Raw genomic sequence first — 14837 nt, forward strand, 5'->3', positions numbered from 1 at the left:
TCACTCCCCTGCCGCTTTACGCTGAAAGGAATCATCATGTCCCGGTTACCATTTTATTTTATCGTTGGGTTGCTGCTGTTGGCGGGTATTGCCACCAGTGTGCATAGGCATCTGCAGTTCGAAATACCCTGGTTTCCGGGTGAACAGCGGCAGGTATGGGAAATCGAAGCCGTCATCAATTTCAATGCGCAGAACGGGCCGGTGCAGGTAGACTTCGCGCTGCCTTCTCATCAGGCGGGTTACCGCGTATTGACTGAAAATACTGCGTCTTCCGGCTATGGATTGGCGTACCAGGCCGATGAGATGGGTCGTCAGGCGCAGTGGACCATTCGTGATGCGGCCGGTAGTCAGCAGCTTTACTACTCCGTGCAGATGCTGGTATCCCCCGACGCTCGCTCTCCCATTCAAACGCCACCAGGGATCCCCAGCATTACCCCTTGGGAAAGCCCCTATGACACGGCCGCCAGCCAGCTCATCGAGCGTGCCTGGGCGCGTAGCGCCAACAACGCGACCTTTGCCCGCGAGCTCATCCTCGACATCACTGGCGAACGCCAAGGGGAAAATGCCCGTCTATTGCTGACCCAGATGCAGCCTTCGCCGCTGATCGTACGTCTGCTCAACCAGGCGGGCGTTCAGGCCCGTGAAGTGAGTGGCCTGCTGCTCGAGGATGGACGGCGTCGCCAGAACCTGAGTAGCTGGATCCAGGTATTCGACCAGACCGCCGAAGAGTGGGCGTTGTTCAACCCTGCCACCGGCGAGCGCGGTCGCCCTGAGAACCTGCTGCTCTGGGAAACCGGCGGGCGTGCCGTGCTCGAAGTACAGGGCGGTACCAACTCGCGAGTATCGTTCTCCATGCTGACCCACAATCAGCCTGCATCAGCGGCGGTTCGCAACCACTACTCCGATGATACGCTGCTCAACTTCTCGATCCACAGCCTGCCCCTGGAAGAGCAAGCGCTGTTCCAGACGATTCTGCTGATCCCGATTGGCGCGCTGGTGGTGGTCTTCTTGCGCGTGCTGGTGGGTGTGAAAACGTCGGGCACCTTCATGCCCGTGCTGATTGCCCTGGCCTTTATCCAGACCACCCTGTTGACCGGTCTGATTGGTTTCCTGCTGATCGTCAGCGTTGGTCTGATCATCCGCAACTACCTTTCCTACCTCAACCTGCTGCTGGTGGCGAGGGTGTCGGCGGTGATCATCACGGTCATCGCGATCATCTCCATCTTTACGGTACTCGCCTACCGCATGGGCCTGAGTGCGGGTCTGACGGTGACCTTCTTCCCGATGATCATTCTTGCCTGGACCATCGAACGCATGTCGATCCTCTGGGAAGAGGAAGGCCCCAAGCAAGTACTGATCCAGGGCGGCGGCAGCCTGCTCACGGCGGTGCTGGCTTACCTGGCCATGAACAACCCCTGGGTGCGCCACATCACCTTCAACTTCCTTGGCGTACAGCTGATCCTGATGGCGTTCATTCTGCTGCTGGGCAACTACACCGGCTATCGCCTGCTGGAACTGCGTCGCTTCAAACCCATCACCGATGACGAGAAGCCCTCATGAGTTGGTTCGAAAACTGGACCTGGCCGACCAGGCTGAGGGATAAAGGCATCATTGGCATGAATCGGCGCAATATTCGTTATATCGGCCGATATAACGCGCGCCATCTTTATCCGCTGGTGGATGACAAGCTCAAGACCAAGCTGCTGGCCGAGCAGTACGGCATTACCACGCCCAAACTGATCGGTACCGTGACCACGCAATTCGGCGTCAAGCACATGAGCGAGATGCTGGTAGGTCACCATGGTTTCGTCATCAAGCCCGCCAAAGGCAGCGGCGGCAAGGGAATCCTGGTGATCGAGCGGGTCGAGGATGGCCTGTTCTTCAAGCCCAGCGGTGCTTCCTTGACCATGGAAGATATCGAGCGACATGTCTCGAACCTACTTTCGGGGCTCTATTCGTTGGGGGGCTCCCCTGACGTCGCGGTCATCGAAACGCTGATCAACTTCGACGAGAGCCTGCTGGAGTATACCTACGAAGGCGTGCCGGACATTCGCGTCATCGTGTTCAAGGGGTATCCGGTCATGGCCATGATGCGCCTGTCCACGGCGGCCTCGGATGGCAAGGCCAACCTCCACCAGGGAGCAGTGGGTGTAGGGCTGAACATCGCCACGGGAGCCGCGCTGCGCGGTGTGCAGTTCGACCGCCCCTGCTTCAGCCACCCGGACACCGGGCATGATCTGGCTAGCCTGGTGGTACCTCAGTGGGAAACGCTGCTGCACCTCGCAGCGGGCTGCTATGAAATGACCGGGCTGGGGTACCTCGGCACCGATATGGTGCTGGATCGGGAGCATGGCCCCATGCTTCTGGAGCTGAACGCGCGCCCTGGCCTGGCCATCCAGATGACCAATGGCGAAGGCCTGCGCCGCCGCCTGGACTTGATCGAACGGCAGCCAGATAACGTTCCCGTTGCCAAGCGGGTTGCGTTTGCCCAGCATCACTTTGCGCGACGAAGCGAGCTGGTGGAAACGCCTGACACCTCTTCGGCAAGCGCGTAGACTAGGCCCATGATGTTCAACGAGCTGTCCAATGACTGAAGCCAACACGTTACTGCAACAAGCCGAGTCTCAGTGCCACACTCGCGGTGTACGCTTTACCCCTATCCGCCGCCGGGTGCTGGAGTTGATCGCCGAAAATGGTGGCGGCCTGAAAGCCTACGACCTGCTGGATCAGCTCTCCACGGAGCATGCCGCCGCACGGCCACCGACGGTGTATCGGGCGCTGGAGTTCCTGATCGACCAGGGGCTGGTGCATCGCATCGAGTCGCAGAACGCTTACGTTGCCTGCGCCTGCCCGGAGCACGTCCACGGCTTTCAGCTGTTGATTTGCCGTCAGTGTGGCTATGTGGAAGAGCTTCATCTGGACGAAATCAGCGACCAGCTGGCTGCGCTGGCCAAGCGCCAGGGCTTTCATGTAGAGCGCCAGACCATCGAGCTTCAGGGCTTGTGCCAGGCGTGCCGACCTGCGAGTAACGCGTGATGTCCATAGTCAACCAGTACGACGGCGATCTGTTCAAGTCGCTGGAGTCCGCCTCCCCTTCAGACACGCTGCCCGATGTGGCGACCATCCTGGCCTCGGTGCGCTTCAATTCGGATGGCCTGCTGCCTGCCATAGCACAGCAGCACGACAGCGGCGAAGTGCTCATGATGGCCTGGATGAACCGGGAAGCGCTGGAAGAAACGCTCACTACCCAACGAGTATGCTACTACTCTCGCTCTCGTCAGGCGCTCTGGCGCAAGGGTGAGACGTCCGGCCAGCAGCAGCATCTGAAAAGCGCTGCGCTGGATTGCGATGGCGATACGCTGCTGCTGCAGGTAGACCAGACGGGGCCTGCGTGTCATACCGGCAGGCGCAGCTGTTTTTACGTGGCGGTGGATGCCCACAAGGCCGCCATCACCAGCCAGCCCTTGATCGACCCCGCCACGCTGTATGGCAAAAAAAGCCCTTGAAGGCGCCCTCTTGAAAGCGTTGAAGGCGGTAAAGAACGCGTTGATCAAGGGAGTGTCACTATTGATGGTCGGCCTGGCTCGGCTTTATCAATATACGATCAGCCCGCTCTTGGGCCCCCGCTGTCGCTACTGGCCCAGCTGCTCGTCCTATGCCATCGAAGCCATCCAGGTGCATGGCCCTTTCAAAGGGGGCTGGATGGCGCTCAAGCGCATCCTGCGTTGCCACCCCGGCAGCGCGGGGGGCATGGACCCGGTACCGGGCGGCCGCAGCGAGCAGCTTTGCAAGGAAGATGATGGCTGCTGCTCAGGCTCCTCCTCCAAACCTTCAGAGCATTAGGCTTTGTACGAAAACTGCCTACGCTCGCCCATACGGCGTTAAAAATCGGCTCAAAGTACTCATTTACACCTTGTAAACTCCGTCTTTTCGCCGATTTTTGCCTTGTCTGGCCATCGCTCGCCGACTTTTCGTACAAAGCCTAGCAAATTGCTTATCTAATGCTGCTTAGCCACCTGATAGATGCGCTCCAGCATGGCATGCAGGCCGTTGCTCCGGGTGGGTGACAGGTGCTTGTCCAATCCCAGATCTGCCAGAAAATGCGGTTCCGTCTGCTGGATTTCCTCTGCCGTGCGCTCGCTATAAATGCGCAGCAGCACCGCGATAAGCCCAGAGACGATGGCAGCGTCGGACTTGGCCTTGAAGATCAAGCGGCCGCCCTGCTCTTCATGGCACATCCACACGTTTGACTGGCAGCCTTGAATCTTGAATTCGTCGGTGATTTTGTCAGCGGGAAACGCCGGGAGCTGCTTCCCCATATCGATGATGTACTGGTAGCGATCCATCCAGTTATCGAACATTTCAAACTCTTCGACCAGCTCTTGTTGGGCGAGCTCGGCACCGGAAGTGGTCATGGTGGTTCCTTTTCAGGGTGAGTGCGTTGAAGGCCAACATTATAACGGTTCAAGGCTGTTCTGGGGGTGCTGTTTTCAAGCGATGCCGCTGCTGCTGCTCATGCCACTCATGGGCTTCGGTGTGCAGGTATCGGCTGGTGGTATCCAGTCTTGAGTGGCGGGCGTTTTCTGCCAGGTAGCGCAGGCTGACACCCGCCTGGGCTTGATGGGTAATCGAAGTGTGGCGTAGCCAGTGGGGCGTAGCCTTGCGTAGCGCATCGATATACTCCCTCTTGCCCTCTTCTGCTTCAAGGGCCAGAGCCGCATCACCGAAGGCCTCCTTGATCAAACGATAGAGCTGGTTGTCGCTGATGCCGCGCTGCTTGTCCAGCGCGCGGATCAGCGGGCCATGTTCGCTAACACCGGGCAGGCCCGCTAAGCCCAGCGCCTGGCGCCACTGTTGCAGGCACGCCTGCATGTCCTCGGGCAGCGGTATGCGCGCTTGCTTGCCGCCCTTGCCAATCACATGCCACCACCAGCGCCCTTCACTGACCCGAAAATCGGCCATGGTGGCGTTGGCCATCTCATGGATGCGCGGCGCCAATAGGTAGGCAAAGCCGAAAATGAAGCGATGCCGCGCATGCTCATAGCGGCCGCGTGCATCCGCGGGCATGGGCCGTGTATTCAGCCACGCCCATAGCCAGTCCCATAGCGGTCGCTCCAAGTAGCGTTCGATACGTTGGGTCTGATTATTGAGGCGGCGCGATTTGTCGCGCATCAGCACGAATGGGTTGTGGCCTACCCACCCTGCTTCCACTAGCCAGCCAAACAGCCCTTGCAGGATGACGAGGGTTTGACGTCGACTGGCCGGTGACAGCCCGCCGCGAAACGGTCGCCAAGCCGTATGGTGGCGTGGTTTGGAAGGTCCTACCCACATTTCCCTGGGCTGCGGGTTTTCCAGAAATGCCTCGTAGTCCCGCATCGTTTCACGGTTCACCTCCCTTAGCCCGCGCCCCTGGTTGGCCAGCCAGAGCAACAGCCGCTCCGCTTCACGGCGATAGCTCTTCAGGGTTTGCGGGCTGTCCTGGTACTCCGCCAGCCATTGCGCAACGGCCTGATAGTCGGTGTCGGCCGCCACATGGGGCGTTGCTGAATCGGTTGTTGTTGCCTGCCTGCCCCCTATGTCGGAAAACACGTCGCCACTGCCCTTCCGCTCGGCCATATCCAGCCCGTTGGCGAAGGTCACAAGGTGCGTTGAGTCGTAGAGCGGCACAGGTGGCTGGGTCATGGTGGTAACTCGCGCTATCAGAGCGCTCAGCATCGCCTTTTTGATACATAAATTCAAGATAATATGGGTAATCTTGAATTTATAGGTTTTGAGATAAATAATATTACGTTTTATGTAATACGTAATAATTGAGTTGAGTCCGTTTTTACACGACAATGGCGCATAGCAAATATCCATCCTGAACATTTCAGGCGCGACTCACTTCAAGGATTCAAACAGGCATGGCTCGGAACGGCATTCAGTACAGTGATGTACAGCAGGCAATCGATACGCTGCTGTCTCGTGGCGACTCTCCAAGCGTGCAGCGCATACGCGATGTACTGGGAACCGGCAGCTTCACCACCATCAGCGAACATTTCCGCACTTGGCGGGCGGCACGTGAGCAGAATCGTGACGTTCCCCCACCCAAGGGCGTCCCGGAAGTGGTGGCCAATGTGGCGAGTGAACTATGGAGTGAAGCGCAGGAGCTGGCCAACGAGGCACTGTCGCACTATCGAGAAGATGCCAACAAGCAAGTAGAAAACGCTCAGCAGGAAGCCGCCGAAGCACGCCAGCAGGCCGCCAATGCCGAACAGCGAGAAAGCGCCCTGGCAGAGCACCTTCGCCACACCGAGCAGCGCCTCGAACAGCTGCATCGTGAACTGGCAGAGTGTCAGGCCCGCGAGCGGCATTGGCAGCAGCAGGCTCAGCAGGCCACAAAGCATGCCGAGCAGCACCTGGCTGACCTGCAAGGCGCCCAGCGCGCCCTGACGGCTGCCGAGGAGGACTTCACTATGCAACTGGAGGCTAAGCAGCAGGCATGGGAGGAGCGCCTCGCACAGGAGGAGCAGCGTAACGAAGCCGCCGAGGCGCGGTTGATGGCGCTGCTGGACACCTTGCGTCAGGAGCGTGCCAACGAAGAGAAAGCGCTGCAGAAACGTCTGCAGCAGTGGGAAAAGCGTAGCGAGACGCTGGAGCAGGAGCTGCGCAATAAAAACGATACGGTTAGCCGTTTGCAGGTGGACAACGGCAAGCTCGAGCAGCAGCTGCAAACGCATCAGGGGCACCAGGAAACACTGGAGGTGGCACTGGAAACCGCTCAGCGTAATCTCGATCAGGCAAGGCAGGCGTTAGCGGCGGAGCAGCAGCAATCGGCAAGGCGTGAAGAGTGGCAACAACAATTGTGGCAGCGAATGGAGGCTATGCAGGCACAGCTGGCAGCGCTACCGGAAGCCATGACCTCTAGGTCACAGGAATAGGCCACAGAAATAAGCCTTGCGGTTGTCCCGATAAGAGAGACGCAACAAGATAAACCTTACAAGATGAATCCAATGCAAAACGCCACCTCCAAGGAGGTGGCGCTCGCCAGCGGTTGGGTCATCCCTTGTCGGGAGCACCGCTCTCTTCAGGCACCTCCCAGCTACCCTCTTCTGTCCAAGGGTCGTTTTCCGGGAATTCCTCGATATTGATTTCCGGCTCATCGTAATCTGGCTGGTAGCGCAGGTCATAATGCGCTGCCCTAACCATCGATACCATGAGCAGTACGGCAATGACCAGCAGCGGCAGACCGCTGACGATACTGGCAGTTTGCAGCGTTTGCAGGCCGCCCAGAAACAGCAAGGACATGGGTAACAACGACAGCGTAAAGGCCCAGAACAGTCGGTGCCAGCGGGCGGGCTCCTTGTCCAGCTTCTTTTCAGCGGCAGACGACAGAATATAGGCAATCGAATCGAAGGTTGTGGCAGTGAATATGGACAGCAGCACCACGACCAGCAGCTTGACCAGCCAGGCAAACGGAAGCTCTCCCAATACAGCAAAGAAGGCAGCGTTGGCGGATTGTTCATTCATGACCTGGATGACATCCAAAGTGCCTGAAAGCTGCAGATAGAGGCCGTAGTTGCCCAGAATCATGAAAAATAGTGCACAGCCCATGGAGCCGAAAAAGATCGACCCGGCCACCATGGTCTTGATGCGCCGGCCTTTCGAAATCCGCGCGATGAACAAGCCCACCGTAGGAGCGAATACCAGCCACCAGGCCCAATAGAAAATGGTCCACGACTGATGAAAGCCGGTTTCTTCGAAGCCGCTCAAACTGCCGAAAGGTTCGGTCCAGGTAGCCATGCGAACGATATTGCTGAGCATCAGGCCGATCGAGTTCAGGCCGGTATCGAGGATGAACACCGTGGGCCCCATGATCAGGATGAAGAGCAGCAGCCCCAACCCCAGCCACATATTGATGTCCGACAGAACCTCGATGCCACCCTTCAAGCCGCGCCAGGCGCTGACGGCAAACAGGGCTGTCGTGCCCAGCAGCACCAGCACCTGGCTCAGCGCGTTGGGCGTGAAGCCCAGCAGCTCGCCCACCCCTTCATTGACCAGCGGCACCAGAATGCCCAGCGACGTGGCACCGCCACCCAGCATGCCGAAGATGAACAGCACGTCGATGATGTTGCCCAGCCAGCTTCTGGCCAGCTTTTCACCCAGCACTGGGCGAATTGCTTCGCTGATTCTCAAGACCTTATGCTTGCGTACGTGCAGGAAGTACGCCATGGGTAGCGCAGGCACCAGATAGATCGACCAGGCGATAGGCCCCCAGTGAAACATGCCGTAGGTGGCTGCCCAGGCCGTCGCTTCTTCCGAGAAAGGCTCGAGATGAAATGGCGGTGCTTGCAGGTAGTACATCCACTCCACCATGCCCCAGAACACTACCGAGCCACCGATACCTGCGGCAAAGAGCATTGCACCCCAGGAAAACAGCGAGAATTCGGGTTCGGTATCCACATCCCCCAGCTTGATCTGGCCAATGTCGCTGAACACGATGTAAAACATGAAGCCCAGAGAAGCCAGCCCCATGGCCAGGTAGAGCATACCGAAGTTGGTGGTGACGAAGCCTTGCGCCGCCATGACCCATACGCGTCCCATGTCTGGAAACAGCACCAGGGGGATCGTGACGGCCAGCAGCAGGCCTAGTGAACCAAAGAAGATGGGTTTATGAATGTTGGAAAAAGCGGATGACGTTTTGATGATCGATGCTCCCTGTTGTCGTTTCTCCTCTACAACAGTTATACACCTAGGGTCTGTTTCTCGCTATTTGCTGGCTAACATTTTTTAAACCGTGCCGCTATCTTGCCGTTGCAAGGTCATGAACAAGAGAGCCCGACAGTTGCCTGCCGGGCTCTAACACGCTTGCTACATACATCCAGACAAACAAATCAGCCTGGATTCAGCCCCTTTTCATGGGGCGACTATTTGTCAGCGGTAGTAGGCGTTGCTGGTATCGGTGTGGTCGGTGACGTCACGAATACCCGCCAGCTCGGGGATGCGCTCCAGCAGCGTTTTTTCGACGCCATCCTTGAGGGTCAGGTCGACCGCGGCACAGCCCTGGCAACCGCCACCAAAGGCCAGAATGGCCATTTTGTCTTCGGTCAGCTCGACCAGCTTGATCTCACCGCCGTGGGCCGCCAGCCCGGGGTTGATCTCGCTGTACAGGATATAATTGATGCGGTCTTCCAGCGGGCTGTCCGCATTGACCTTGGGCATTTTGGCGTTGGGTGCCTTGATGGTCAGCTGCCCACCCATACGGTCGGCATTGAAGTCCACCACGGCTTCTTCAAGAAACGCCAAGCTGTTCTTGTCGAGAAACACGTTGATCTTGTCAAGCTCGAGCTTGACGTCGGTGGGCTCTTCTTCACCCGGGCGGCAGTAGGCCAGGCAGGTTTCTGCATAAGGCGTGCCCGGCTGGGTAATGAAAATACGCACGGCAATGCCTTCGACGTTCTGCTTTTCCAGCAGCTCGGCGAGGTAGCCCTGTGCGCTATCAGTGATGTCAATGCCCGGCGCTTCGATAGTCGTGGTCATAAGGGATGTTATCCTCCCGTGGTAGTGGCGTTGCCACTTCACATGTCATTTGTGCCTATGGTAAGCAAAACCACGTTGCGACACAATCCCGACCGTTTTAGTCGGCTATTGGGCGAGCGGCATGGCTTACTTGCTGCCCTTGCGAGCACCCTTTGGTATGATAAGCGCCGCTCACCCATGACGACGACAACAAGAATATCCTTTTCGACCGAGACGCTGGAGAACTTCCCCTGCCATGGCCGCTAGTGATTTGACTGCATCCCTTACCCAACGCCTGACCCAACGCATCCTGATTCTGGATGGCGGCATGGGTACCATGCTGCAGAATGCCCAGCTCAGTGAAGAGGATTTTCGTGGCGAGCGTTTTCACGACTGGCCTTCCGATCTCAAGGGCAACAACGACCTGCTGGCCCTGACCTGTCCCGACGTGGTGGCCCGTATCCATCGCGACTACCTGCTGGCAGGCGCCGATATTCTCGAAACCAACACCTTCAACAGCACACGACTTTCCCAGGCCGACTATGGCATGGAAGACCTGGTGCCCGAGCTGAACAGGGAGTCTGCCCGGCTGGCCAGAGAGGTGTGTGATGCCGTGGCCGCGGAAACCGACATCCCCCGCTATGTGGCCGGCGTGCTGGGGCCTACCTCGCGTACCGCATCGCTGTCGCCGGACGTCAACGACCCCGCCAAGCGCAACGTGACCTTCGACGAGCTGCGCGAGAATTATTACGAAGCCGCCAACGCGCTGATCGAGGGTGGTGCCGATCTGATCATGATCGAGACCATTTTCGACACGCTCAATGCCAAGGCCGCCATTTACGCACTTGAAGAGCTTTACGAAGACCTGGGCCGTCGTTTGCCGATCATGATTTCGGGGACCATCACCGATGCCTCCGGGCGCACCCTGTCAGGGCAGACCACCGAAGCCTTCTGGAACTCCATTCGCCATGCCCAGCCCCTCTCGGTGGGCCTCAACTGTGCGCTGGGCGCCGAGGAACTGCGCCCTTACCTGGAAGAGCTGGCCACCAAGGCAGATACCTTCGTGTCGGCACACCCCAATGCGGGCTTGCCGAACGAGTTCGGCGAGTACGACCAGACGCCAGAAGAGATGGCGGCCATCGTGGGCGAGTTTGCCCAGAGCGGTCTGGTCAACATCATTGGCGGCTGCTGTGGCTCGACGCCGGAACATATCCGCGCCATTGCCGAGGCCGTTCACAGCATGGCGCCCCGTCAGGTGCCCGAGCGCCGTCGCGCCTGCCGCCTGGCGGGCCTGGAGCCTTACAACATCGAGGCCAACTCGCTGTTCGTCAACGTGGGTGAGCGTACCAACGTGACCGGCTCGGCCCGCTTCAAACGCCTGATCGTCGAAGAGGACTTCACCACGGCGCTGGAAGTGGCGCTGGAGCAGGTCGAGAGCGGCGCGCAAATCATCGACATCAACATGGACGAAGGCATGTTGGAGTCGCAGGAAGCCATGGTGCGCTTCCTCAACCTGATTGCCGGGGAGCCTGACATCGCCCGGGTGCCCATCATGATCGACTCCTCCAAGTGGGACATCATCGAGGCGGGCTTGAAGTGCGTGCAAGGCAAGGCGGTGGTCAACTCCATCTCGCTCAAAGAGGGTGAAGCGGCGTTCCGCGAACAGGCCACCAAATGTCGCCGTTTTGGTGCGGCGATCGTCGTGATGGCCTTCGACGAAGAGGGCCAGGCCGATACCTTCGCCCGCAAGGTGGAAATCTGTGAACGCGCCTACCGCCTGCTGGTCGACGAGATAGGCTTCCCGGCGGAAGACATCATCTTCGACCCGAATATCTTCGCCATCGCCACCGGCATCGAGGAGCACAACAACTACGCCGTCGATTTCATCGAGGCCACCCAGTGGATCCGTGAGCACCTGCCCCATGCGATGATTTCCGGCGGCGTCTCCAACGTGTCGTTCTCGTTCCGTGGCAACAACCCGGTGCGGGAAGCCATCCACTCGGTGTTCCTCTACCACGCTATTCGCGCCGGGCTCACCATGGGCATCGTCAACGCCGGCCAGCTGGCGGTTTATGATGACCTGCCCGCCGAACTGCGCGACGCCGTCGAAGACGTGGTGCTCAACCGCCGCGATGATGGCACCGAGCGGTTGCTGGACATTGCCGACAAATACAAGGGAGATGGCAGCGGCGCAGCCAAGAAGGAAGATCTGGAGTGGCGCAGCTGGCCGGTCAACAAGCGCATCGAGCATGCGCTGGTCAAGGGCGTGACGGCGTTCATCGAGGAAGATACCGAAGAGGCCCGCGCCCAGGCTGAACGCCCCATCGAGGTCATCGAAGGACCGCTGATGGATGGCATGAACGTGGTCGGCGACCTGTTTGGCGCGGGCAAGATGTTCCTGCCTCAGGTGGTCAAGTCGGCCCGCGTCATGAAGCAGGCGGTGGCGTATCTGATCCCGTTCATCGAAGCCGAGAAAAGCGCCGAGACCCAGGCCAAGGGCAAGATCGTGATGGCCACGGTCAAGGGCGATGTCCACGATATCGGCAAGAACATCGTTGGCGTGGTGCTGCAGTGTAACAACTATGAAGTGATCGACCTGGGCGTCATGGTGCCCACCGAGAAAATTCTCCAGGCCGCCATTGACCACAATGCCGATATCATCGGCCTGTCGGGCCTGATCACGCCTTCGCTGGACGAAATGGTCCATGTGGCCAAGGAGATGCAGCGACGCGGCATGAACCTGCCGCTGCTGATCGGCGGTGCGACGACTTCCAAGGCGCATACCGCCGTCAAGATAGAGCCCCAGTACGACCACCCGGTCATCTACGTCACCGACGCCTCCCGCGCCGTGGGCGTGGCTGGCAAGCTGCTGGCGCCCAACCTCAAGGCGGCCTACGTCGCCGAGATTCGTGAAGAGTACGAAAAGGTCCGCGAGCGCAACGCCAAGCGTCGCCCCAAAGCCGCCGACCTGGACTACACACAGGCCCGCAAGCGGCGCTTCCGCACCGACTGGGCCACGCATATCCCTGTGGCCCCCCGGCAGCCGGGTTTGATGACCTTCGACGATTACGACCTGAACGAGCTGGTGGAGCGCATCGACTGGACGCCCTTCTTCATGAGCTGGCAACTGGCCGGTAAGTACCCGAAAATTCTCGACGACGAGATCGTGGGTGAAGCGGCGCGCAGCCTGTTTGCCGATGCGCAGGTGATGCTGCGCAAGCTGATCGATGAAAAACGCGTGCAGGCGCGGGGTGTGATCGGCCTGTGGCCTGCCAACAGCGTGGACGACGATGTCATCGAAGTCTATGCCGACGAATCCCGCACCCAGGTCGTCGAGCGTCTGCATCATATACGTCAACAGACCACCAAAGGCCGTGACGGCATCTGTTACAGCCTGGCTGATTTCATCGCCCCCAAGGAGAGCGGCAAGGCTGACTGGATCGGGGGCTTTGCGGTCACCACGGGCCATGGTGTGGATGAGCTTTCCAAAGCCTATGAAGCGGCGGGAGATGACTACAATGCCATCCTGGTACAGGCACTGACCGATCGTTTGGCGGAGGCCTTTGCCGAGCGTATCCACGAGCGGGTACGCAAGGAGTTCTGGGGCTACGTGCCGGAAGAGACGCTGGACAACGAGGCCTTGATCGCCGAGAAGTACCAGGGCATCCGCCCTGCCCCCGGCTATCCTGCCTGCCCTGATCACACCGAAAAAGCCACGCTGTTCCGGCTGTTGGAAGCCGAAAAGAATACCGGGCTCGTGCTGACCGAGAATTTTGCCATGTGGCCAGCGGCGGCGGTGTCCGGTTGGTACTTTGCCCATCCGCAGTCGAAGTACTTCTCCACCGGCAAGATCACCCGTGACCAGGTCGATGCGCTGGCGCAGCGCAAACAGATGTCGCTGGAAGAAATGGAGCGCTGGTTGGCGCCCGTGCTCTCCTACGATCCGAGCTGATGTCGCCGGTTCGTCGTCAGAGCAAGGTCATGCGCCTTGCTCTCCCGGTCATGCTGGGCATGCTGTCACAGAGCATGCTCAACCTGGTGGATGCCGCGCTGGTGGGCCACTTGGGAGAGGAGGCTCTGGCGGGCGTGGGGCTGGGTGGCTACGCCATGTTCATGATGACGGCACTGGTGTTCGGCCTCTCGTCCAGCGTGCAATCCCAGACCGCTCACGCTTTCGGAGAAGGCCGCACCGCGCCCACTGCCTTGCAGGCCGGGCTGCTCATCAGCCTGGGGGTAGGGGTTCCCTTGACCGCCTGGGCATGGTGGCAAGCCCCCTGGTGGATACAGCTGATCGCTCCCGCCGATGATGTCTCGCAGGTGGCCGTCGACTACTTTCGCTGGCGGGTGCTGTCGCTTGCGGTGATCGCCATGACCCTCTGCCTGAGGGGCTACTGGAACGGGCTTCAGCACACCCACCTGTATTTGCGTATTGTCGTGGCGGTGCATCTGGTCAACGTGCTGCTCAGCGCGGGGTTGATCTACGGGTTGGCAGGCTTGCCTGCGCTGGGCACCAATGGCGCGGCCATGGGCACCAGCCTTTCACTGCTGCTGGGCCTGCTGGCCTGGGCCTGGGTAACGCTGCGGGCGCGCATTACGTGGCAGCCCTTGCCGTTGGCGGCCTTATGGCAAACCGTCCGGCTGGCCTTCCCCCACTCACTTCAACAGCTCTGGTTTGCCGCGGGCTATGTGGTGCTGTTCTGGCTGCTGGGGCGGTTGGGTACCTCCAGCGTGGCGGTAGGCCATGTGCTGGTGAACCTCTCTCTGCTGCTGATTCTGCCTGGCGTGGGTATTGGCGTGGCTGCCATGAGCCTGGTGGGCGAAGCCCTGGGGCGTGACGATCAGCGCGAGGCACATCGCTGGGGGCTGGACGCCCTTCGCGTCGCGGCCATGATGTTGAGTATACTGGCGCTCCCCATGCTGCTGTTTCCCGCGCAGATTCTGGGGATCTTTTTTACGGATCCGGCGCTGCTCGAACTGGGGACACTCCCGCTACGCATTACCGCCGTGATGATCGTGCTGGATGCGGCTGCCCTGGTGCTGGCCCAGGCGTTGATGGGAGCGGGCGCACAACGTACCGTGATGCTGTTGACGCTGGGCATGCAGTGGCTGGTATTTCTGCCCTTGGCCTGGTGGGTCGGCATCGTCATGGGCTACGGGCTGGTCGGCGTATGGCTGAGCCAGCTATGCTATCGGCTGCTCAATTCCAGCAGTTTTTTATGGGTTTGGCAGCGACGACGCTGGCTGGCCCACGGCCTCAAGGCGAATGCCTGAGCGCTAACGCATTAATAGCATTTAACGATAAAAAGATAATTATATATTCTTTTGTAGAATATGACGCC

The 14837-nt window shown here is 59.4% G+C and carries 12 protein-coding genes; 8 read left to right on the forward strand and 4 right to left on the reverse strand.

Going from position 1 to position 14837, the window contains the following annotated elements:
- The first annotated feature begins 36 nt into the window (after positions 1 to 36).
- From LG409_RS08860 to yidD, 5 genes are all read left to right on the forward strand, one after another.
- On the forward strand, positions 37 to 1560 hold the full coding sequence (locus LG409_RS08860; RefSeq protein ID WP_096922994.1) for an inactive transglutaminase family protein: 1524 nt from the start codon (positions 37 to 39) through the stop codon (positions 1558 to 1560).
- A complete protein-coding gene (locus LG409_RS08865; protein ID WP_039177944.1) occupies positions 1557 to 2555 on the forward strand; it encodes an alpha-L-glutamate ligase-like protein in 999 nt (332 codons plus the stop codon). Before LG409_RS08860 ends, LG409_RS08865 begins: the two co-directional genes overlap by 4 nt.
- A 31-nt stretch (positions 2556 to 2586) precedes the next feature.
- Positions 2587 to 3036 carry a transcriptional repressor gene (locus LG409_RS08870; protein WP_039177943.1) on the forward strand — a complete coding sequence of 150 codons (450 nt, stop codon included), beginning with the start codon at positions 2587 to 2589 and terminating at the stop codon, positions 3034 to 3036.
- Positions 3036 to 3506, forward strand: a complete 471-nt coding sequence (gene hisI / locus LG409_RS08875) for a phosphoribosyl-AMP cyclohydrolase (RefSeq protein WP_096922993.1) — start codon at positions 3036 to 3038, stop codon at positions 3504 to 3506. The genes LG409_RS08870 and hisI overlap by 1 nt, the downstream gene beginning before the upstream one ends.
- Before the next feature lie 64 nt (positions 3507 to 3570).
- Complete coding sequence (gene yidD, locus LG409_RS08880; protein WP_227408105.1) at positions 3571 to 3843, forward strand: membrane protein insertion efficiency factor YidD; 273 nt, start codon at positions 3571 to 3573, stop codon at positions 3841 to 3843.
- A gap of 155 nt (positions 3844 to 3998) precedes the next feature.
- On the opposite strand, the gene LG409_RS08885 is transcribed toward yidD, so the two are convergent.
- Both LG409_RS08885 and LG409_RS08890 read right to left on the reverse strand, forming a co-directional pair.
- The gene (locus LG409_RS08885; RefSeq protein ID WP_016913843.1) at positions 3999 to 4415 is read right to left on the reverse strand and encodes a SufE family protein; all 417 of its coding nucleotides are present in this window, start codon (positions 4413 to 4415) and stop codon (positions 3999 to 4001) included.
- 49 nt (positions 4416 to 4464) lie between these two features.
- Complete coding sequence (locus LG409_RS08890; protein WP_227408037.1) at positions 4465 to 5682, reverse strand: tyrosine-type recombinase/integrase; 1218 nt, start codon at positions 5680 to 5682, stop codon at positions 4465 to 4467.
- Between the two features lie 221 nt (positions 5683 to 5903).
- Between LG409_RS08890 and LG409_RS08895 the strand changes: the two genes are divergently transcribed.
- Positions 5904 to 6920, forward strand: coding sequence for a DNA-binding protein (locus LG409_RS08895; protein WP_227408038.1), 1017 nt, complete (start codon positions 5904 to 5906; stop codon positions 6918 to 6920).
- A 118-nt stretch (positions 6921 to 7038) separates the two neighbouring features.
- On the opposite strand, the gene LG409_RS08900 is transcribed toward LG409_RS08895, so the two are convergent.
- Positions 7039 to 8727 (reverse strand): BCCT family transporter, encoded by a 1689-nt coding sequence (locus tag LG409_RS08900; RefSeq protein ID WP_084123766.1) that lies wholly within the window; start codon positions 8725 to 8727, stop codon positions 7039 to 7041.
- A gap of 186 nt (positions 8728 to 8913) precedes the next feature.
- The gene (gene nfuA, locus LG409_RS08905) at positions 8914 to 9519 is read right to left on the reverse strand and encodes a Fe-S biogenesis protein NfuA (protein ID WP_016913846.1); all 606 of its coding nucleotides are present in this window, start codon (positions 9517 to 9519) and stop codon (positions 8914 to 8916) included.
- Between the two features lie 235 nt (positions 9520 to 9754).
- On the opposite strand from nfuA, the gene metH reads away from it, so the two are divergent.
- Together metH and LG409_RS08915 are read left to right on the forward strand one after the other, a co-directional pair.
- The gene (gene metH / locus LG409_RS08910) at positions 9755 to 13450 is read left to right on the forward strand and encodes a methionine synthase (protein ID WP_227408039.1); all 3696 of its coding nucleotides are present in this window, start codon (positions 9755 to 9757) and stop codon (positions 13448 to 13450) included.
- 29 nt (positions 13451 to 13479) lie between these two features.
- Positions 13480 to 14769 (forward strand): MATE family efflux transporter, encoded by a 1290-nt coding sequence (locus tag LG409_RS08915; RefSeq protein ID WP_227408040.1) that lies wholly within the window; start codon positions 13480 to 13482, stop codon positions 14767 to 14769.
- Positions 14770 to 14837 lie beyond the last annotated feature (68 nt).

The organism is Halomonas sp. NyZ770 (assembly GCF_020616575.1).
GTDB lineage: Bacteria > Pseudomonadota > Gammaproteobacteria > Pseudomonadales > Halomonadaceae > Vreelandella > Vreelandella hamiltonii.

What these genes read in the sequence shown, in the direction of transcription:
- LG409_RS08860 (WP_096922994.1), top strand. Translation starts at nt 37, where the DNA reads ATGTCCCGGTTACCATTTTATTTTATCGTTGGGTTGCTGCTGTTGGCG.
- LG409_RS08865 (WP_039177944.1), top strand. Translation starts at nt 1,557, where the DNA reads ATGAGTTGGTTCGAAAACTGGACCTGGCCGACCAGGCTGAGGGATAAA.
- LG409_RS08870 (WP_039177943.1), top strand. Translation starts at nt 2,587, where the DNA reads ATGACTGAAGCCAACACGTTACTGCAACAAGCCGAGTCTCAGTGCCAC.
- hisI (WP_096922993.1), top strand. Translation starts at nt 3,036, where the DNA reads ATGTCCATAGTCAACCAGTACGACGGCGATCTGTTCAAGTCGCTGGAG.
- yidD (WP_227408105.1), top strand. Translation starts at nt 3,571, where the DNA reads ATGGTCGGCCTGGCTCGGCTTTATCAATATACGATCAGCCCGCTCTTG.
- LG409_RS08885 (WP_016913843.1), bottom strand. Translation starts at nt 4,415, where the DNA reads ATGACCACTTCCGGTGCCGAGCTCGCCCAACAAGAGCTGGTCGAAGAG.
- LG409_RS08890 (WP_227408037.1), bottom strand. Translation starts at nt 5,682, where the DNA reads ATGACCCAGCCACCTGTGCCGCTCTACGACTCAACGCACCTTGTGACC.
- LG409_RS08895 (WP_227408038.1), top strand. Translation starts at nt 5,904, where the DNA reads ATGGCTCGGAACGGCATTCAGTACAGTGATGTACAGCAGGCAATCGAT.
- nfuA (WP_016913846.1), bottom strand. Translation starts at nt 9,519, where the DNA reads ATGACCACGACTATCGAAGCGCCGGGCATTGACATCACTGATAGCGCA.
- metH (WP_227408039.1), top strand. Translation starts at nt 9,755, where the DNA reads ATGGCCGCTAGTGATTTGACTGCATCCCTTACCCAACGCCTGACCCAA.
- LG409_RS08915 (WP_227408040.1), top strand. Translation starts at nt 13,480, where the DNA reads ATGCGCCTTGCTCTCCCGGTCATGCTGGGCATGCTGTCACAGAGCATG.